This is a genomic window from Clostridium gasigenes (assembly GCF_900104115.1).
GTDB classification, from domain to species: Bacteria; Bacillota; Clostridia; order Clostridiales; family Clostridiaceae; genus Clostridium; species Clostridium gasigenes.
Genome location: NZ_FNJM01000004.1, coordinates 19,720 through 38,984, shown reverse-complemented (window position 1 = coordinate 38,984; position 19,265 = coordinate 19,720). Strand labels below are relative to the sequence as shown.

Below are 19,265 nucleotides of genomic sequence, written 5' to 3'. Positions count from 1 at the left end.
AAAATAACAAGAATACTGGTCTATTATTTATTGGATGATGCCTAAAATTCACAAAACCAATATTTCCCAATCAATATACTAATTATAACCTATTTAGTGATATTTGTTAATGCTTTATTTGGATTATTTTACTATTTAACCTAAGAATATTAACTCTATTGAAAAATAAATATTTATATATTCGAAAATACATACGCCACGCTTCTTTAAATAATTCTCAACTATATTTTTATAAGAAAAAGAGATAGCATAAAATTTTATACTATCTCTTTTTCATATATAATTATTCCATCTCTCTTAATTTGATTTTCTATTTCTTTATTTAAAGAACCTATAAAAACTATATCACAAGAGTAAATTCCTATTACATCATTAACTTCATCAACTACGGTAACTCTATAATTTTCTAAACACTTAATACAAAGATCTATATCTGAATTTGCATTTTCTGTTCCTTTTGCCCTTGAACCAAAAATAACTACTTTTTTTTATTTTATTATTATTTTCAAAGTATCTAATTAAGCTCCTATATACCTTTTCATTTATTCCATACATAGCTATCACATCACCTTATACGAAATGTTTTTTAATAATTCTTCTATGGCATATATATATACTTCAATTATTCTATTTTTAATATCTTCATAATCTTTCTCATCATAATCTTTCTCATCATAAACATGAGCTGTAGAATTCCTAGATAACAATATTTCATTCCAAATATCTATATCATGTATTAATCCTTCCTTATATGCTTGTTTATAACAACCTCTAGGATTGTTAATATCTAATCCTGACGCTTTGAAAATTTTAGATAATAACTTCCAAGATAAATCTTCTAAAGTTTCATACTTTTTAATTATTGAATCTCTATATACCTCTGTTGTTATTTCATCTGGACTATCAATTTGTTTAAAATTATCTCTAATATTCTTTAAATGAGTTAACATTCTAAAAGTATAATTATAAGTTAACTTTATTGATTCATTATATTTATCTAATATTCCATTTGCATTATCCATAACATTTGTCCCCTCTAATTTATATATATAATTATATCCAATCTCTTTATTGATTTTCTAAATTTAAATAAGCTATTATAAAATTATCTATATCACCATTCATAACTGCTCCTAAGTTTCCTGTTTCTTCGTTTGTTCTATGGTCTTTAACTAAATTATATGGATGGAATACATATGAACGTATTTGACTTCCCCAACCCATATCTTTAAGCTCTCCAGTTAAATCTTCTATTTTTTCTTTATGTGCTCTATCTTTTAATTCTATAAGCTTTGATTTAAGCATTTCCATAGCTGTATCTTTATTTGAATATTGGCTTCTTTCATTTTGACATTGCACAACTATTCCTGTTTTTATATGAGTTATTCTAATTGCTGATTCTGTTTTATTTACATGCTGCCCACCAGCTCCACTAGCTCTAAATGTGTCTATTTTTAAATCCTCTGGTCTAATTTCTATATCTTGATTTTTAGTTAACTCCGGTAGTACTTCAAGTGATGCAAATGAAGTTTGTCTTTTCCCATTTGCATTAAAAGGTGATATTCTAACTAATCTATGTATTCCTTTTTCTGCTTTAAGATACCCATAAGCATACTCACCTTTAACTTTAAGAGTTACACTTTTTATACCCGCTTCATCTCCAGCTAATATATCAACAGTTTCAACTTTAAAGCCTTTTTTTTCACACCATCTTGTGTACATTCTAAGTAACATCTCTGTCCAGTCGTTAGCATCACTACCACCAACTCCTGTATGAAGAGTTAAAATAACATTATTTTTATCATATTCTCCTGATAATAATGTTTGTATTCTATATTCTTCTACTTCCTTTTCAATAGCTTTTATTTCTGTAATAATTTCTTCAGCTGAAGTTTCATCATCTTCTTCCATTAATTCTGCTAAAACATCTATATCTTCAACTCTTAATTCTAGTGATTCTTGTTTTTCTAGTTTATCTTTAAGACTTTTCGATTCTTTCGTTATCTCTTCTGCTCTTTTTATATCATCCCAAAATCCTTTTTCTTGCATTTTCATTTCTAACTCTTCAATTTCATTTTCTAATCTTCCCTTGTCAAAGTGAAGCCCCCATTTCTTTTATACTATTTTTTATATCATTAAGCTTTAAAAGCTCTGCTTCTAATTTAATTATCATTTAATCACGTCCTATTCTTATTTATTTGGTGATTCCTAAATTCTGCATGTCTGTATTATTGCCATTCAGATACTTTAATATTTATAACTCTATTATATATAAAAGAGTGCCCTAAGGCACTCTTTTTTATTAGCTATAAAAATATCTTATGCTTCTCTTCCACAACAATTTTTATACTTCTTCCCACTTCCACATGGGCAAACTTCATTTCTTCCTACCTTATTATCATTTTTAGCAGGTTCTTTCTTTAAACTTTTATCCTCTTCTCCATGAGTTGCTGTAACTTCTTCAGCTACTCTTTCTCTTTCAACAGGTTTCTCTGCTTGAACATGGAATAAGAATTTAACTGTTTCTGCCTTAATTCCTTCTATCATTTCTTCAAACATTGAGCTACCTTCCATTTGGTAAGCTTGAACTGGATCTACTTGTCTGTAAGCTCTAAGCCCTATACCTTGTTTTAAATGATCCATACTATCTATATGAGACATCCACTTTTGGTCAACAACTCGTAATAGAATAACTCTTTCTATCTCTCTTAATCGTTCTTCACCAAATTCTAATTCTTTACCTCTATAAGCATCCATACTAACTGATAATAACTTCTCTATTGTTTCTTCAATTGATAAGTCCACTATATTTTCTACTGTAATACTCCCATGAGGTAAACATATATCTTCTAAGTATTTAATTAACTTACTTATTTCTACTTCATAATTATCCTCTTCTCCTATTAAATGAGCATTAACAGACTCTGTAACTAATTCGCTTATCATTGATTCGATTTGTTCTTTCATATTTTGACCTTCAAGAACTTCGCCTCTTTGTCTGTATATAATTTCTCTTTGCATATTCATAACATCATCATAACCAATAAGTGTTTTTCTTATTTCGAAGTTATTTCCTTCTACTTTCTTTTGAGCATTCTCAATAGTCTTAGTTAATATTTTATGATCAAGAGCTACATCTTCCTCAAGTTTTAATTTTTCCATAACACCTTCTAATCTTTCTGATGCGAATATTCTCATTAAATCATCTTCAAGTGAAATAAAGAATATTGATTCACCAGGATCTCCTTGACGACCAGCTCTACCTCTTAATTGATTATCTATTCTTCTTGCTTCATGTCTTTCTGTACCTATTATCTTAAGTCCACCTACTTCTATAACACCTTCACCAAGCTTAATATCAGTTCCTCTACCAGCCATATTAGTAGCTATTGTAACCATTCCGAATTCTCCTGCTGTGCTAACTATTTCAGCTTCTTGTTCATGATATTTAGCATTAAGCACTCTATGTTTTACATCTCTCTTCTTTAAAAGAGCAGATACGTATTCTGACTTTTCTATGCTTACTGTACCAACTAAAACTGGTTGACCAATGTTATTAGACTTTATTATTTCTTCAACTATTGCATTGTATTTACCATTTTGATTTCTATAAACTAAATCTAGATTATCTAATCTTGCTACTTCTCTATGAGTTGGAATCACAATAACATCTAAATTATATATTTCTCTAAATTCATTTTCTTCTGTTAATGCAGTACCTGTCATTCCTGATAATTTTTTGTACATTCTAAAGTAGTTTTGGAAAGTTATTGTAGCTAGAGTTTTTGATTCTCTTTCTATTTTAACGGCTTCTTTAGCTTCTATAGCTTGATGAAGACCGTCTGAATATCTTCTACCTTCCATAAGTCTTCCTGTAAATTCATCAACTATAATTACTTGACCATCTTTAACCATATAGTCTTTATCTATTCTCATGCTATAGTTAGCTTTTAATCCTTGAGTTATATAATGTTGTAACTCTAAATTTTCAGCATCAGCATAGTTTTCTATTCCAAAAGTTTTTTCTGCTTTTTCAATACCTTCATCAGTTAACATTACAGCACTTGCTTTTTCATCTATTGTAAAGTGTTTATCTGCTACCAATTGTTTAACAAAATTATCTGCTACATTATAGAACTTAGTTGATTTATCTCCAGCACCTGAAATTATAAGTGGTGTTCTAGCTTCATCAACAAGAATAGAATCTACTTCATCTACAACTGCAAAATTTAAGCCTCTTTGAACTTTTTCTTCTTTAAATATAACCATGTTATCTCTTAAATAATCAAATCCATATTCATTATTGGTTCCATAAGTTATATCAGCGGCATATGCAGCTCTTCTCTCTTCTTGAGTAACACCATGAACAATAACACCTGTTGTTAACCCTAAGAATTCATATAATTTTCCCATCCATTCCTTATCTCTTTTTGCAAGATAGTCATTTACTGTTATAATATGAGCTCCATTTCCTGAAAGACCATTTAAATATATTGGTAGCGTTGCAACTAATGTCTTACCTTCACCAGTTTTCATTTCTGCTATTCTTCCTTGGTGTAATACCATTCCACCAATTAATTGTTCTCTATAATGTTTCATTCCAAGAACTCTCATTGAAGCTTCTCTACATACTGCAAAGGCTTCAGGGAGAATATGGTCTAAAGATTCACCCTTGGATATTCTTTCTTTAAACTCTATTGTTTTTCCTTTTAAATCTTCATCTGAAAGTTTTTGCATACTTTCATCTAAATCTTCAATTTCTTTTACTACTGTTAAAAGTCTCTTTACTTCTCTTTCACTATAAGTCCCAAATACTTTATCTAAAAATCCCATATTTAATTCCTTCCAATCATATCTATATTTTATTTTTTTATTATTACTTCTTTATATTTATAAATTATACCATTCATAGCCTTATTAATTCAACAAAATAACATAATATTAACTTTAAATAAGTAAATTTTTGTAATTATCCTAATATTTTTTTAATTTTTATAAGATAATATGAATCAATTACATCCAAATTAAAATTTAATATTAAATTACAATATATTAATCTTCTTCAAATCAAAAAGAAGTCTCTGTAAATAGAGACTTCTTTTTGATTTTATTATTTCAAATACCTTAACTATATTGAGGTTCTAACAAACCATAATTTCCATCTTTTCTTTTATATATAACACAAATACTAGCTTCATCGATATCTTCATATATAAAGAAACTGTGTCCAAGTAACTCCATTTGTAAAATAGCCTCTTCTGATGACATTGCATTCGCACAGAATTTTTTCATTCTTACAATGCTTGGCTCCTTCTCATTAGCGTCATCGTCTCCAACAGCTACTTCATCAATATATGGGAATTTAAGTGATTCCATACTTCGTCTTGCTAGTTTAGTTTTTTGTTTTCTAATTTGTCTTTCTAACTTTTCTTCAACTATATCAATAGATTTGTACATATCATCAGTAGCTTCTTCTCCTCTTAGGATAACTCCATTAAAGGGTATTGTAACTTCAAATATGTGTCTGTTTTTTTGAACTGTAAGTTTAGCTCTTGCTTCTACATGCGGTTCAAAATACTTATCTAATTTTGAAATCTTTTTTTCTACCATTTCCTTTAACGCCGGTGTTAATTCGATATTTTTTCCTATTATTGATATTCTCATAATAAGGTCAACCCCTTCCTTTTCGCTCTAATCTTTGATTAGGAGATTTCAAATTTTTGATATGTTTTCTTTTCTTGTTTATATTCTACTACCTTTTATTTAAATATACAAATGTAATTTTGTTAATTTTCTGAATATTTCGTGCATTTTTCTCTATAACCCTCTTAATAGCTTTGTTTTTTATTAATTCACACTAAAAAATACTAATTAAAACTTATAATATTTTATGGAATTTAAAGGCTATAACTTATATAAAACTTTGAGCAACAGTCACTATATTTATTGTTTTAGCTCCATATTTTTTTAATATTTTTTCACATTCTAAAGCCGTAACCCCTGTAGTTGTTACATCATCTATTAGAATAACACTTTTATCTACTATATCGATCTTCTTTATAATATCAAATGCATCAATAATATTTTTCTTTCTATCTTCTCTAGATAATGTTTTTTGTTCTTTTGTTTCTCTTACTTTAACTAAGGATTTTGAAATAGGAATATTATATCTATCAGCTACTTTTTTAGCTAATATCTCACATTGATTAAATCCCCTTTTTTTCATGGATTTTTTTGATAAAGGTACATACACAATAATATCGCACTTTAAATTATTATCTTCTATTATTTGGCATAAAAATTCACTTAAAATTCTTCCAGCTAAGTAATTTTCTTTATATTTAAATGATAATATTAAAGCCTTTAGTGGTCCTACATAGTACCCGTATGAAAAAACATTACTTTCACTTCTTAGTCGTTTAATCTTTTTAAAACATCTTGGACACAACCCAACATAGCCTTCTTCAAAACATGAAATACAAGTTTCTTCTGGAGGAAATATTATATCTAATATTCCATTTAATATATTTTTTAATAACGTAATAATCCCTTTTCCCATATCTTCTTATTGAAATCTCTAGATATTGTTTTAGATATTTCCATATCACTAGACACATCTCTTGATACCATTAAAACTTCTCCAGATTTCTCATTATCCTTTCCTGCTTCTGCGCATAAATATAATATTTTTTTATAAGAATAAAACCTATTATCAGAAAATAACATTACTATGTCTAAATTATTTATATTATGCAAGTAATGACCATAATAATTAGTTATTATAAATACTGATCTATCTTTAATATTCATAACCTTTTCTAATTCTCTTGTTGATTCACCTCTTGTAAAAGCAACAAGCTTTACATTTTCTACTTTAAGCATTTCATTATAATAGTCATATATTTTCTTAACTTTATCTAAAGTTGGTACATATATAGTAACCCGTCTTTTATTATCTCTAAACCATTTTAAATATTCATACAAAGCATATGGTATATCTTCTTCAAGATTTATTCTTGTTTTTATAATTCTTGGTTCTACAAATGGCCTCTTAGCAACTACAGATGAAAGGTCTAGTCTCTCTCCAATAGCTACTACTTTTTCTACCGAGTATATGATAATCCTTTTATTGTATAAATACATCCCTTCTACAAGTTCTATAATGTTTTCTTTGCTCATTAAAGAAAACATACTTATATCATCAATTATACATAAATCATAATATCCTCTAATATTAATTATATTTTTAAAACTAGTAAATGTTATATCTAAATCAGCTTCTCCACTTTTTAAAAATTTATAGGTAACTTTATTATTTTTAAGTTTTATATTATTAATAAGCTCCCTATTTCCCAATTCTTCTCCCCATATATAAAGTATTTTACCATTTTGACTTATAACTTCACTAATTATACTAGAATATATTAAAGTAGTGTTGTAAGGGCTTGTGGTTACTGTAAGCACTTTCGACTGCTTTCTATACCATTGATTTATTTTAGTAACACAATTATTAAACTCTTTGTAATTAAGCATATTCTTATCCCTCATATTTATAGTTATTTATTCTACAATTCCTTATTCGCTTAAATTATCTCCTGCTGTTATTTCTAATATTCTATCTTTAAGAGATGAATATCTCTCACTGCTATTTGTATTATCAACCATATACTTTAGTGCTTTTGGCTTCCCTACAACTACAACTAATTCTTTAGCTCTTGTTATTCCTGTATAAAGTAAATTTCTATTCATTAAAAATGGTGAACCCATAAATGCTGGGGTAATCACTACTTTAAATTCACTTCCTTGACTTTTATGAATTGTTATTGCGTATGCTAAATCTAATTCATCTAAAGATATATAATCATAAATTACTTTTTTTTCATCATCAAAAATTACTATTACATTTTTATCATTTTCATTTATACTTTGGATAAATCCCATATCTCCATTAAATACGCCCTTACCTTCATTATCACCATAGCCATTAATTCTAAACCACTCAATTTGATAATTATTTTTAGTTTGCATAACCTTATCGCCTTCTCTAAAAACAATTTCCTTTATTTCTTTTTCTTTTTTACTTGATGATGGAGGATTTAAACTCTCTTGAAGCTTATTATTAAGGTTTTGAACTCCAAGTATTCCTTTTCTCATAGGTGTTAATATTTGAATATCTTTTAACTTATCTAAACTTGGATTAAATTTAGGTAACCTTCTATTTATTAAATCTATTATTGTATCTAGTATTTCATCATTATCTTCTTTGTGATCAAAAAAGAAATCTCCATCTTTTTTATTTAAACAAGGCATTTCTCCATTATTTATCTTATGAGCATTTGTTACAATCATACTTTCTTTCCCTTGTCTAAAAACAGCATTTAACCTAACAACTTTTATAAAATCACTTTCAATTAGGTCTTTTAGTACATTTCCAGGTCCTACAGATGGCAACTGATCTACATCACCAACTATAATAACTCTTGTACCTAGTTGAATTGCTTTAAGCAAGCTTTGCATAAGCATTATATCTATCATAGATGCCTCATCTATAATTATTACATCTCCTTCTAGTGGAGAGCTCTCCCCTTTTCCAAAGAATGATTTATCATCATCACTTGTTCCTACTTCTAAAAGTCTATGTATTGTCTTAGCTTCTCTTCCCGTTGATTCTGCCATTCGCTTTGCAGCTCTACCTGTTGGTGCTGCAAGTAAAACCTTCATATTATTTTTTTCATAAATTTCAATTATAGATTTTATTATTGTTGTTTTACCTGTTCCAGGTCCACCAGTTATTATTTCAATTCCATTATCAAAAGCCCCAATTATAGCTTCTCTTTGAGCTTCTGCAAATTCTATATTATTATCTTTTTCAAATTGTTCAACTTCAAACTCTACATCTGTATTAATAGTTCTAAAGTTTTCTATACTTAGTGTAATAATTTTATTAGTTACGCCAAGTTCGCAATAATAATATGGTAATGAAAATACAGCTTCCACATCATTTATTTTTTCTATTTTAATTTTATTTTCTAAAGTTGCATTATATATGTTCTCTTCTATAAGTTCTTTTGTTACGTCTAAAACATTAACAACTTCCTTAATCAATTCATCCTTTGGCATATATGTGTTTCCTGCTAAGGAAAATTGATTTAATACATATTTAATTCCACTTTGTATTCTAAAATCTGAAGTACTTTCAATCCCTATATTTTTAGCTATTTTATCAGCGGTCATAAAACCTATTCCTGATATTTCATCACTTAAAATATATGGATTCTCAGAAACTATATCTTTTGACATTGGTCCAAATTTTTTATATATTTTTATACATTGATTTGGTGTCATTCCATGTCCTTGAAAATGAATCATTATATCTTTTAAATCTTTTTGTTCTATATAAGATTCATATATTATTTCAAATTTCTTTTCTCCTATGCCCTCTATTTCTTTTAACCTCTCTATATGATTATCCATAATATCTAGAGTTTTATCTCCAAATGCTGCTACTATTTTTTTAGCAGTAACAGGTCCTATACCATGTACAACTCCAGTACTTAAATATTTAACTATTCCTTCTATTGAATCTGGAAGAACTTCTTCGCACTCTTCCACTTTAAACTGTCTTCCAAATTGCTTATGAAGCATCCATTGACCTTTTAACTTTACATGTTGGCTCTCTTTTAAAAACGGTAATATACCAACTATAGCTATTATTTCTTTATTAATTTCTACTTTAGCAACTACATATCCAGTATCATCGCTTTTAAATAGTATAGATTCTACTAATCCACTCAGAACTTCCATATTATCTCTCCAAATCTTATATTGATATTTTAATCTTTAACTTTTTATTATATAATTATAACATAGAAGAAAATTTAAAATTCATTTAGATGAAATAATTTCGGAGGTGTATTATGTTAATAAAAAACTGTAATGTTATTTACTTAGATAAAATTGAAAAAGGTTCTGTTTTAATTGAAGATGGAAAAATAAAAGAAATTAACCCCACTAATGAAATCTCTACTGAGATTATCGATGGGAAAGGTCTTTACCTTTCACCTGGATTTATAAACGTTCATATTCATGGTGCTGCAGGTCACGATACTATGGATGGAACATTTTTAGCTATAAATGAAATATCTAAATCTATAGTTAAAAATGGAACAACCGCTTTTACTCCAACTACTATGACTGTATCTATAGATGCTATAAAAAAATCTATGGAAGTTATAAAAGAAGCTAAGCTTAATGGAACTGATGGCGCTATAGTTTTAGGAGCTCACTTAGAAGGTCCTTTCATAAGTCCTTCTGCTATCGGAGCTCAAAACCCTAATTATTTACAAAAACCTGATATTAATACATATATGAAAATGGTAGGTGATTGTGAAGATGCAGTAATATCTATAACTGTTGCTCCTGAGGTTTGTGGTGCTAAAGAATTAATTAAAGAATTAACCTCTAGAGGAGTTGTTTGTTCAATTGGTCATACAAAGGCCACTTATGAAGAAGCCATGGAAGGTATAAAATGTGGTTGTTCTCACTCAACTCATTTATTTAACGCTATGACACCTTTTGCTCATAGAGAAGCTGGTGTTGTTGGTGCTATATTCGATAGTGAAATTACCACTGAAACTATTAGCGACGGTATTCATATTTCATACCCATCACTTCGAATTGCTTATAAACAAAAAACTACAGATAAAGTTTTACTTGTAACTGATTCTATGATGGCTTGTTGCATGCCAGATGGTATGTATTCATTAGGTGGGCAAGATGTTATAGTTTCTAATGGAGCTGCAAGGCTTACTAATGGTTCATTAGCCGGTTCAATCTTAACTTTAGATAAGGCTATTGATAATGTTAATAAGAACACAGATTTACCTCTTTTCGAAATTGTTAAAATGGCAACATTCAATGGTGCAAAACACTGCAGAGTAGATGATAAAAAAGGTCTTATTAAAGAAGGTTATGATGCAGATTTAGTTTTATTCGATGAAAATATTGATGTTAAAACTGTAATCATTAACGGTAAAATTGTTCATACCGCTTAATATTAATAATTCTATATAAGGGATTTGAAGTAATAATAGACTATCAAATTGGTGTATTATTTTTTTTGAAAGTGTCTTATTTAATCCACAGTTATTCTATTAAATAAGATATAACTCACAAAAAGGTCCACTAGCTTTCGCTAATGGACCTTTTCTTAAGCTTCTCCAAATAAATTTAGATATACTTCTTAATTTCTTCAACTTTATTAAGTTGTTCCCATGGAAGGTTTAAATCTAATCTTCCAAAATGACCATATGCTGCTGTTTGCTTATATAATGGTCTTCTTAAGTCTAAATCTCTTATTATAGCTCCCGGTCTTAAGTCGAATGATTTTTCAACTATAGCTACTATTTCTTCTTCTGTTTTCTTACCTGTACCAAATGTTTCAATACCTATTGAAACTGGTTTAGCAACTCCTATGGCATAAGCTAATTGTATTTCTAGCTTATCTGCAACTCCTGCTGCTACTAAGTTCTTAGCAACCCATCTAGCTGCATATGCTGCTGATCTATCAACCTTAGTTGGATCTTTTCCTGAGAAAGCACCACCGCCGTGTCTTCCATATCCACCATAAGTATCAACAATTATCTTTCTTCCTGTTAAACCTGAATCTCCTTGAGGTCCACCAATAACAAATCTACCTGTTGGGTTTATATAATATTTAGTAGCTTCATCTAATAAATCAGCAGGCACAACTGCTCTTATTACATATTCCATTAAATCCTTCTTAATTTGTTCTTGAGACACTTCTGGACCATGTTGTGTTGATATTACTATTGTATCTATTCTAACAACCTTATTATCATCATATTCAACAGTTACTTGTGTTTTACCATCTGGTCTAAGGTAATCTAACGTACCATTCTTTCTTACTTCTGATAATCTTCTTGATAATCTATGAGCCATAGCTATCGGTAGTGGCATATATTCTTCGGATTCGTTAGTTGCATAACCAAACATCATTCCTTGATCTCCAGCCCCTACTGCTTCAACATTATCCTTTTCACCAGCTCTTGATTCAAAGGCTTCATCTACTCCCATTGCTATATCAGATGATTGCTCATCTATTGAAGTTAAAACTGAACATGTTTCAGCATCAAACCCATATTTAGCTCTGTCATAGCCTATTTCTTTTACCGTTTGTCTAACTATCTTTGGAATATCAACATAACAGTTAGTTGATATTTCTCCCATTACTAATACCATTCCTGTTGTTACTGCGGTTTCACAGGCAACTCTAGCATTTGGATCTTGTGCTAATATACTATCCAATACAGCATCTGAAATTTGATCACACATTTTATCCGGATGTCCTTCTGTTACTGATTCTGATGTAAATAATCTTTTCATCTTATTTCTCCTCTCTTATTGTTTATATTAATTCTATATCAGCTACATTTATTACTTTGGGAATATTTAAAAAACTACAAGATTAGTAATAGTCTATTTTTTATTATATGTCTTTTTGAATTTGGACAATAAAAAAACCTCTTCCATAAGAAGACGCTCATAATTATAAACTCTTTCTTATCTTGCAGAATCTCTGCAGGAATTGGCACCACGCTTTAATAATCAATTGTATAAATTAATTATATTAGTAGGTTGCCGGGTTTCACAGGGCCCATTCCCTCCACCTCTCTTGATAAGAATCAATATTAAATTTTATATGCGATGATTATATCACTTTTGTTTTTGTTAGTCAATATTAAAAATATCCTTATAATATTTAGAAAACTTTTAAAAAATAAAAAAAGCAAGAGATAAACTCTTGCTTTTTTGGTGGAGAATGGTGGATTTGAACCACCGAAGCGATACGCAACAGATTTACAGTCTGCTCCCTTTGGCCACTCGGGAAATTCTCCGGATTCGCTCTCTGGATTTGAACCACCGAAGCGATACGCAACAGATTTACAGTCTGCTCCCTTTGGCCACTCGGGAAATTCTCCGGATTTGGAGCTAGTAATAGGACTCGAACCTACGACCTGCTGATTACAAATCAGCTGCTCTACCAACTGAGCTACACTAGCATGTTAAAAAAGTTAAAAAGTGGTGGAGAATGGTGGATTTGAACCACCGAAGCGATACGCAACAGATTTACAGTCTGCTCCCTTTGGCCACTCGGGAAATTCTCCAATTTTATGGAGCTAGTAATAGGACTCGAACCTACGACCTGCTGATTACAAATCAGCTGCTCTACCAACTGAGCTACACTAGCATGTTAAAAAAGTTAAAAAGTGGTGGAGAATGGTGGATTTGAACCACCGAAGCGATACGCAACAGATTTACAGTCTGCTCCCTTTGGCCACTCGGGAAATTCTCCATATTTAACTTTCACTGCCTTGGATTTGTTTTTACAAACTCTCCGCTGACAATGACTAGTATATAATCATTTCTAATATATTTCAAGTCCATAATTACCCTTATAACTTGATTATAGTTAAACACCTCTATCTAGCTAAGTAATCCCTCTATTTATTACCAATATCATTCTTCTACGCTTCTACTTATAAAACAATTGTCACACTTTTCTTTTTTTACACATATTAATTATAATATGTGTATAACGAACATATACATTATGCATAGGAGGTGTGGCACTTGGTTAAACGAAAAATTAATTATAAATCATCTTTAGCTTACTCTGATATTGCTGTCTTTGTTAAAGATTATATTTCCGAGAATACAGTAATAGTTTGTATTGGAACTGATAAATGTATTGGTGACTGTCTAGGTCCATTAGTTGGCACCTTTTTAAAAGAAAGTTTTTTTCCGCTACCTGTTTACGGTACCATTGAATCACCAATACATGCATTAAATATAGATAATCGTATTAACGAAATAAAAAAAATTCATCCTAATGCATCTATCATAGGTATTGATGCCTGCCTCGGAGATACTAAATCAATAGGTGAAATCCACACCAGGGACTATCCAATTCACCCAGGAAAAGGTGTTGGTAAGTCTCTACCTGATGTTGGAACTATTTCTATTATAGGTATTATTGATTCTAGCGATAGTTCTGATTTTTTTACATCTAGAAGTATACGTTTATATTTAGTAATGGAAATGTCTAAAGTTATTACTCACGGTTTAACCCATGCTTATAATTTATTTTTAGACGACTAATATTCTTTCTTATAAATAAAATACGGCTTAATTTAATATAAAAAATAAAAAAGTTTTCTATTATAAAACATAGAAAACTTTTTATTATGTAATTTAGTCTATTAGAGTTATTTCTTGTCCTAGTAAGAATGAATCTAATTTATCTAGATATCCCAGCACTTGTCCAGTTCCTTCTACAACTGCTTCTACCGAATTACTAGCGACTGTTACTTGTACTCCTGTTTCTAACTCAATAAGCTTATCTAATCCATCTAATAAGGCTCCTCCACCAGTCATCAAAATACCTTTTTCAATAATATCTGCTGCCAATTCTGGTGGCGTTTTTTCTAATACAGACTTTACACTATCAACTATTAATGTTACAGATTCTAAAATAGCTTCTCTAATTTCTTCTGTTCTTATTTCTAATTTATCTGGTAATCCTGTTACTAGATTTCTACCTTTCATTGTTGTTAACAAATTTCTTGATCCTTTAAATGCAGATCCAACTGATATTTTTAAATCTTCGGCCGTCTTTTCACCTATCATTATTTTATATTTAGTTCTTATATATTTTATTATAGCTTCATCAAATTTATCACCAGCTACCTTAATCGAATCTCTAACTACTACACCACCTAATGATATTACTGCTATGTCCGTAGTTCCTCCACCAATGTCTACTACCATAGATCCATTAGGCTTGGTTATATCAAGACCAGCACCTATTGCTGCAGCTAGTGGCTCTTCTATAAGATGAACCCTTTTAGCCCCAGAATTCCTTGCTGCATCCATAACAGCTCTCTTCTCTACTTCTGTAGCTTGTGAAGGTACACATACCATTACATTTGGAGTTGTAATTTTACCTTTACCACAGGCTTTTTTTATAAAAGCGTTAAGCATTTTTTCTGTTATATCATAATCAGATATAACTCCATCTCTTAAAGGACGAACTGCAACTATGTTTCCAGGCGTTCTACCTATCATTTTCCTTGCTTCTTCCCCAACCGCAAGTACTTTATTATTATTCTTGTTTATAGCAACTACCGACGGTTCTTTTAATATCACACCTTTTCCTTTAGCATATACTAATACGGTTGCTGTTCCTAAATCAATTCCCAAATCAGTCCCACTTTTCCAAAACCACATTCCTTTTCACTCCTATTTCCCCACTATTTTTTATAATATTATAAAGTTTTACATAATTAACTTCTATTAAATATTATATATGGAATGTGGTAATCAATCAATAGCTTTATACTTTAATTTAGTGGCTGTTCCACCTCTAATATGTCTTTCTGCCTTATTTATTTCTAAAATAGTATGAGTTTCTTCCGCTATTACCGGATTAATCTTTGGCAATCTTTCTGTCATGTCCTTGTGTATTGTACTTTTGCTTACCCCAAACACCTTTGCTGTTTTTCTTATTGTAGCTTTTGAATCAATGATGTATTGTGCTACTTCAAGTACCCGTTCTTCAATATAGTCCTTCAAAATGCTACCTCCTTACTTCGCTATAATTATTAATATGCGGCATTAAACCTTTAAATTCTTAACACCAGTCATTTTCATAAGAAAATGACTGATGAATTTTTTATTTTTTAACTATGCTTTATAGTTAAAATATTTAGTTGGATCCATTTGTTCATCCTTTGAATTTAGCACTTGAATATTTATATGTTCACCAAAATCTTTATTGCTAAATATCTTAGAGCTATCTCCAACCTTACCAATAACTGTTTCAGAAGTTACTTTGTCGCCTTTTTTAACTAAAATTGCTTTCTCTAAATTAGCATATTTAGTTTTTATCCCATTAGCATGAGTTATTATTATAAATGAGCCTTCTTCAACATCATTTGTAATAACTTCAACAACACCTTCAGCTGATGATTTTACCGGTGTTCCAACCTTAGTTTCTATGTCTATCCCTTTTATGTTTCTAAACGAACCATCTTTCATTTCCTTTGGTTTAGGATATGAAAATTCTCTAGCTATAGTTCCTTCAACAGGGTTTGTAAACTTGACTTCTGTAGTTGTTCCTGCTGCAACATTAACATCTTCTGCTGTTGTTGCATCAGCTACCCTTTCAGTTTCAGTTTCACTTTTAACCCTTTCAGCATTTTGCTTTTCTGTTGAAACATCATTGTTATCAACATTTAAAGAAAATTCCTGTGCAGGCTTTTTCGCTTGCTCTACTTTTTTATTGCTCTTCATAGTTACAGCTGCCACTGTAGCAACTATACATAAGCAAAAGAATAGAGCTACATAAAAACCTTCCTTTCTAAAAAAGTCTTTTACCTTATCTTTTTTCTTGTTGTCCATATCAACACCTCCTTTTTGTATTCTTGCCTTTTGTTTTAAAATAATACAGTTTATCTATTATTTATTTACACCAAATTTCTACATCTCATGTCGAAAGTTAGTAATTTTATATACAAATAAAAAACGCCATTATCTAAACGGCGTTTCAAATATAAAATATATTTATTTAAACTCTAAATCTACAATATCTACTCCTGTGTAATAATGTTTTAGTATATAATCATATTTCTGTCCCTCTTTTGCCATTACATTCGCACCCCATTGGCTCATACCTACACCATGGCCATAGCCCTTACAGCTAAATTTAACTTCACTTTCAGTTATTTCAAATTTAAAATTAGTCGAATTCAACTTTAATAACATTCTAAAATCTGTTCCTTTTATTTTTTCAGTTCCAATCCTTATCTCCTTAACTCCACCTGATTCACTTCTACTTATAATTTCGATATTACTCTTAATATTTTCCCTTGTAAGTCCAGCCTTATTATATTTTGTATTAATAATATTAATGAATTCATCAATGTTAATACTTAAATCTGTTTCAAATTTAGGCGCAATTTCTTCTCCACTACTTTCTGCTGAAACTAAATATGGTAAATCATTTGAGAATACATCAATAGCTTTTTCTGTTTTTCCTGAGCTTGTTGAAAAAAACTGTGGATACATTACTAACTCCCCATTATAACTCAAAACCTTACCTTTCGTTGCATCAACTGCTTCTTTGATTTTTTCCCAATTACCTTTACCGTCGGAACCTGCCCATTTTTCAATTCTACTTTCCTTATTCATATAAACCTGACAATGAATCGAATCACATATCTCCCCACCAGATGCCTTTTCACAAGGTTTAACCTTTTTAGTAGCAAGATAGGTTCTCGCAGCTATTGCTTGTGCTTTAAGGGCCTCTGTTTCAAAATTTGCAGGCATCTCACTTGAAACTACACTTATTATATATTCTTCTAAATCTACTTCTTCAACTTTATTCTCTGCAGTTATGAAAACTTTAACTGTAGATTCTCCATCTAATTGCACAGATGTATTTTTTGAAATTACTCCATCTTCAATTTTCGGTTTAGGATTTTCTTTGCTCGAAGCCTTTATCGCCATCATTGGCATGGCTATAGTTGCTATTATCACCACTATACTAACACCTAGTAATAACATTAATCCCTCTGGTAAATTTATATTTCTTTTCACAGCAATGCCCTCCTTTAATAGCTTGTACGATTAAATATATGTAACAATTTGATAAATATACTTTATTTTTCATTATATATTTTTAGGCACTTGAAAAAATAATAGGCTATAAATTGATTTATTATTTTTTTGAAAGTAATAAATTTAAATTTATTAAATATATTACTAATCAATGTATTTATATTGATTTTATTAATTCAATATAAAATTAAAGAACTTGGGTTAATTAATCCAAGTTCTTTAATTTAAATAATTAATTTTAAAAAATAATTATTTAATATATTAATATTTTTTCAAATTCTTAAGCTAACATTTTATTTATCTACTCTATATATATCTGCACCTAATTTTCTAAACTTCTCTTCTATATTAGTATAGCCTCTATCAATATGATATAATTCTCCTATTTCAGTTTCTCCATGAGCTACAAGCCCTGCTAGTATCATAGCCGCTCCAGCCCTTAAGTCAGTAGCTTTAACTTCACATCCTGTTAGATTACTTACTCCATCCAATATAGCCGTTCTACCATCAATTTTAATACTAGCACCCATTCTTACTAGCTCAGCTACATGCATAAACCTATTTTCAAAAACAGTTTCTGTAATTACGCTTGAACCTTCTATTAAAGACAATAAGCTCATCATTTGTGGTTGCATATCTGTTGGAAACCCTGGATACGGTAAAGTCTTAATATCTACTGGTTTTTTCTTCCCTGTGCCATCTACTATCATACTATCACCATTAACCTGAATTTTAACACCACACTCTTTCAGTTTTTCTATTGTTGGCCTCAAGTGTTCCTCATTTACTCCATTTATAGTTATAATACTATCAGTTATAGCTGCTGCTACCATAAATGTTCCAGCTTCTATTCTATCGTATATAGGTTTATATTCTATTCCCTTTAAGGATTCAACCCCTTCAATTGTTATTCTTCCAAGTCCTGCCCCTTCTATTTTAGCTCCCATTGAGTTTAGAAAATTTCCTAAATCCCAAATTTCTGGCTCTTCAGCTGCATTTTCTATAATTGTTGTGCCTTCTGCAAACACAGCTGCCATAAGAAGATTTTCTGTAGCTCCAACAGATGGAAAATCTAAATAAATTCTATTTCCTTTTAATTTTTTTGCTTTCGCTTCTATAAAACCATGCCCAATTTCTATTTCTGCACCTAAAAGTTTAAATCCTTTTAAATGAAGATCTATAGGTCTACTTCCAATATTACAGCCTCCTGGCAATGAAATTTTACAACTTCCAAACCTAGCAAGCATCGGTCCCATTATTAAAAATGAGGCCCTCATTTTTCTTATTAAATCACTATTTGAACTTATTGGTTGTAAATTTGCTGTATTTAGTTTTAATTCTCCAGTTTCATGAGAAAAATCAACTTCACAATTTAAATCTTTTAATAAATTAACTAATACAGTTACATCTTCTAAAACTGGCGTGTTTTTAATTATTATTTCATTAGGACTTAAGATACTCGCTACTATTATTGGTAAAACAGAATTTTTCGCTAAACTAATATCTACCTCACCTTTAAGTTTCTTTCCACCTTTTATTACTATTTTTTCCATATTATCCTCCAT

16 protein-coding genes, 5 tRNA genes and 1 riboswitch are annotated in these 19,265 nt (G+C 29.9%); of the genes, 2 read left to right on the top strand and 19 right to left on the bottom strand.

The features are described from left to right. Nucleotides 1-257 precede the first annotated feature (257 nt). The 8 genes from BLS77_RS20655 to recD2 form a co-directional block, all read right to left on the bottom strand. Nucleotides 258-431, bottom strand: a complete 174-nt coding sequence (locus BLS77_RS20655) for a hypothetical protein (protein WP_341423447.1) — start codon at nucleotides 429-431, stop codon at nucleotides 258-260. A 129-nt stretch (nucleotides 432-560) separates the two neighbouring features. Beyond that, nucleotides 561-1,022, bottom strand: a complete 462-nt coding sequence (locus tag BLS77_RS08895) for an HI0074 family nucleotidyltransferase substrate-binding subunit (RefSeq protein WP_089968386.1) — start codon at nucleotides 1,020-1,022, stop codon at nucleotides 561-563. Nucleotides 1,023-1,068: 46 nt separating this feature from the next. Continuing rightward, nucleotides 1,069-2,173 (bottom strand): peptide chain release factor 2 gene (gene prfB, locus BLS77_RS08890; RefSeq protein WP_139164833.1). Its coding sequence is split into 2 segments (ribosomal slippage): nucleotides 1,069-2,094 and nucleotides 2,096-2,173, totalling 1,104 coding nucleotides; the frame shifts between segments, so codons are not numbered across the junction. A 146-nt stretch (nucleotides 2,174-2,319) separates the two neighbouring features. Then, nucleotides 2,320-4,833, bottom strand: coding sequence for a preprotein translocase subunit SecA (gene secA / locus BLS77_RS08885; protein WP_089968379.1), 2,514 nt, complete (start codon nucleotides 4,831-4,833; stop codon nucleotides 2,320-2,322). 291 nt (nucleotides 4,834-5,124) lie between these two features. After that, a complete protein-coding gene (hpf, locus tag BLS77_RS08880) occupies nucleotides 5,125-5,664 on the bottom strand; it encodes a ribosome hibernation-promoting factor, HPF/YfiA family (RefSeq protein ID WP_089968378.1) in 540 nt (179 codons plus the stop codon). 247 nt (nucleotides 5,665-5,911) lie between these two features. Continuing rightward, nucleotides 5,912-6,559, bottom strand: a complete 648-nt coding sequence (locus BLS77_RS08875; RefSeq protein ID WP_089968376.1) for a ComF family protein — start codon at nucleotides 6,557-6,559, stop codon at nucleotides 5,912-5,914. After that, entirely contained in the window at nucleotides 6,532-7,548 is a 1,017-nt protein-coding gene (locus tag BLS77_RS08870; RefSeq protein ID WP_167865787.1) for a hypothetical protein, read from the bottom strand. Before BLS77_RS08870 ends, BLS77_RS08875 begins: the two co-directional genes overlap by 28 nt. A gap of 27 nt (nucleotides 7,549-7,575) precedes the next feature. Continuing rightward, nucleotides 7,576-9,804: an SF1B family DNA helicase RecD2 gene (recD2, locus tag BLS77_RS08865; protein ID WP_089968370.1), complete on the bottom strand. Its 2,229-nt coding sequence runs from the start codon at nucleotides 9,802-9,804 to the stop codon at nucleotides 7,576-7,578. A gap of 113 nt (nucleotides 9,805-9,917) precedes the next feature. On the opposite strand from recD2, the gene nagA reads away from it, so the two are divergent. Then, nucleotides 9,918-11,054 (top strand): N-acetylglucosamine-6-phosphate deacetylase, encoded by a 1,137-nt coding sequence (gene nagA / locus BLS77_RS08860; RefSeq protein ID WP_089968367.1) that lies wholly within the window; start codon nucleotides 9,918-9,920, stop codon nucleotides 11,052-11,054. Between the two features lie 175 nt (nucleotides 11,055-11,229). Here the strand turns inward: nagA and metK are convergent, their stop codons facing one another. From metK to BLS77_RS08830, 6 genes are all read right to left on the bottom strand, one after another. After that, entirely contained in the window at nucleotides 11,230-12,405 is a 1,176-nt protein-coding gene (metK, locus tag BLS77_RS08855) for a methionine adenosyltransferase (RefSeq protein WP_089968364.1), read from the bottom strand. Nucleotides 12,406-12,579: 174 nt separating this feature from the next. After that, nucleotides 12,580-12,704: riboswitch (SAM riboswitch) on the bottom strand. Nucleotides 12,705-12,832: 128 nt separating this feature from the next. Continuing rightward, nucleotides 12,833-12,917 (bottom strand) — tRNA-Tyr (locus BLS77_RS08850). A gap of 89 nt (nucleotides 12,918-13,006) precedes the next feature. Continuing rightward, a tRNA-Thr gene (locus BLS77_RS08845) sits at nucleotides 13,007-13,082 on the bottom strand. Between the two features lie 20 nt (nucleotides 13,083-13,102). Next, a tRNA-Tyr gene (locus BLS77_RS08840) sits at nucleotides 13,103-13,187 on the bottom strand. A 7-nt stretch (nucleotides 13,188-13,194) separates the two neighbouring features. After that, a tRNA-Thr gene (locus tag BLS77_RS08835) sits at nucleotides 13,195-13,270 on the bottom strand. Nucleotides 13,271-13,290: 20 nt separating this feature from the next. After that, nucleotides 13,291-13,375: transfer RNA gene (locus BLS77_RS08830), tRNA-Tyr, on the bottom strand. A 278-nt stretch (nucleotides 13,376-13,653) separates the two neighbouring features. Between BLS77_RS08830 and yyaC the strand changes: the two genes are divergently transcribed. Then, nucleotides 13,654-14,181, top strand: coding sequence for a spore protease YyaC (gene yyaC / locus BLS77_RS08825; protein ID WP_089968361.1), 528 nt, complete (start codon nucleotides 13,654-13,656; stop codon nucleotides 14,179-14,181). A gap of 93 nt (nucleotides 14,182-14,274) precedes the next feature. On the opposite strand, the gene mreB is transcribed toward yyaC, so the two are convergent. The 5 genes from mreB to murA all read right to left on the bottom strand — a co-directional run bounded on the left by mreB (nucleotide 14,275) and on the right by murA (nucleotide 19,253). Continuing rightward, nucleotides 14,275-15,309, bottom strand: coding sequence for a rod shape-determining protein MreB (mreB, locus tag BLS77_RS08820; RefSeq protein ID WP_089968358.1), 1,035 nt, complete (start codon nucleotides 15,307-15,309; stop codon nucleotides 14,275-14,277). Nucleotides 15,310-15,402: 93 nt separating this feature from the next. Next, on the bottom strand, nucleotides 15,403-15,654 hold the full coding sequence (gene spoIIID, locus BLS77_RS08815; RefSeq protein ID WP_089968355.1) for a sporulation transcriptional regulator SpoIIID: 252 nt from the start codon (nucleotides 15,652-15,654) through the stop codon (nucleotides 15,403-15,405). 111 nt (nucleotides 15,655-15,765) lie between these two features. Then, a complete protein-coding gene (locus tag BLS77_RS08810; protein WP_089968352.1) occupies nucleotides 15,766-16,482 on the bottom strand; it encodes a M23 family metallopeptidase in 717 nt (238 codons plus the stop codon). Between the two features lie 162 nt (nucleotides 16,483-16,644). Beyond that, nucleotides 16,645-17,679 carry a stage II sporulation protein D gene (gene spoIID / locus BLS77_RS08805; RefSeq protein WP_242873965.1) on the bottom strand — a complete coding sequence of 345 codons (1,035 nt, stop codon included), beginning with the start codon at nucleotides 17,677-17,679 and terminating at the stop codon, nucleotides 16,645-16,647. A gap of 314 nt (nucleotides 17,680-17,993) precedes the next feature. Next, a complete protein-coding gene (murA, locus tag BLS77_RS08800; protein ID WP_089968350.1) occupies nucleotides 17,994-19,253 on the bottom strand; it encodes a UDP-N-acetylglucosamine 1-carboxyvinyltransferase in 1,260 nt (419 codons plus the stop codon). Nucleotides 19,254-19,265: the final 12 nt, after the last annotated feature.

What these genes read in the sequence shown, in the direction of transcription:
- secA (WP_089968379.1), bottom strand. Translation starts at nt 4,833, where the DNA reads ATGGGATTTTTAGATAAAGTATTTGGGACTTATAGTGAAAGAGAAGTA.
- murA (WP_089968350.1), bottom strand. Translation starts at nt 19,253, where the DNA reads ATGGAAAAAATAGTAATAAAAGGTGGAAAGAAACTTAAAGGTGAGGTA.
- nagA (WP_089968367.1), top strand. Translation starts at nt 9,918, where the DNA reads ATGTTAATAAAAAACTGTAATGTTATTTACTTAGATAAAATTGAAAAA.
- BLS77_RS08810 (WP_089968352.1), bottom strand. Translation starts at nt 16,482, where the DNA reads ATGGACAACAAGAAAAAAGATAAGGTAAAAGACTTTTTTAGAAAGGAA.
- BLS77_RS08870 (WP_167865787.1), bottom strand. Translation starts at nt 7,548, where the DNA reads ATGAGGGATAAGAATATGCTTAATTACAAAGAGTTTAATAATTGTGTT.
- hpf (WP_089968378.1), bottom strand. Translation starts at nt 5,664, where the DNA reads ATGAGAATATCAATAATAGGAAAAAATATCGAATTAACACCGGCGTTA.
- metK (WP_089968364.1), bottom strand. Translation starts at nt 12,405, where the DNA reads ATGAAAAGATTATTTACATCAGAATCAGTAACAGAAGGACATCCGGAT.
- mreB (WP_089968358.1), bottom strand. Translation starts at nt 15,309, where the DNA reads ATGTGGTTTTGGAAAAGTGGGACTGATTTGGGAATTGATTTAGGAACA.
- BLS77_RS08895 (WP_089968386.1), bottom strand. Translation starts at nt 1,022, where the DNA reads ATGGATAATGCAAATGGAATATTAGATAAATATAATGAATCAATAAAG.
- BLS77_RS08875 (WP_089968376.1), bottom strand. Translation starts at nt 6,559, where the DNA reads ATGGGAAAAGGGATTATTACGTTATTAAAAAATATATTAAATGGAATA.
- recD2 (WP_089968370.1), bottom strand. Translation starts at nt 9,804, where the DNA reads ATGGAAGTTCTGAGTGGATTAGTAGAATCTATACTATTTAAAAGCGAT.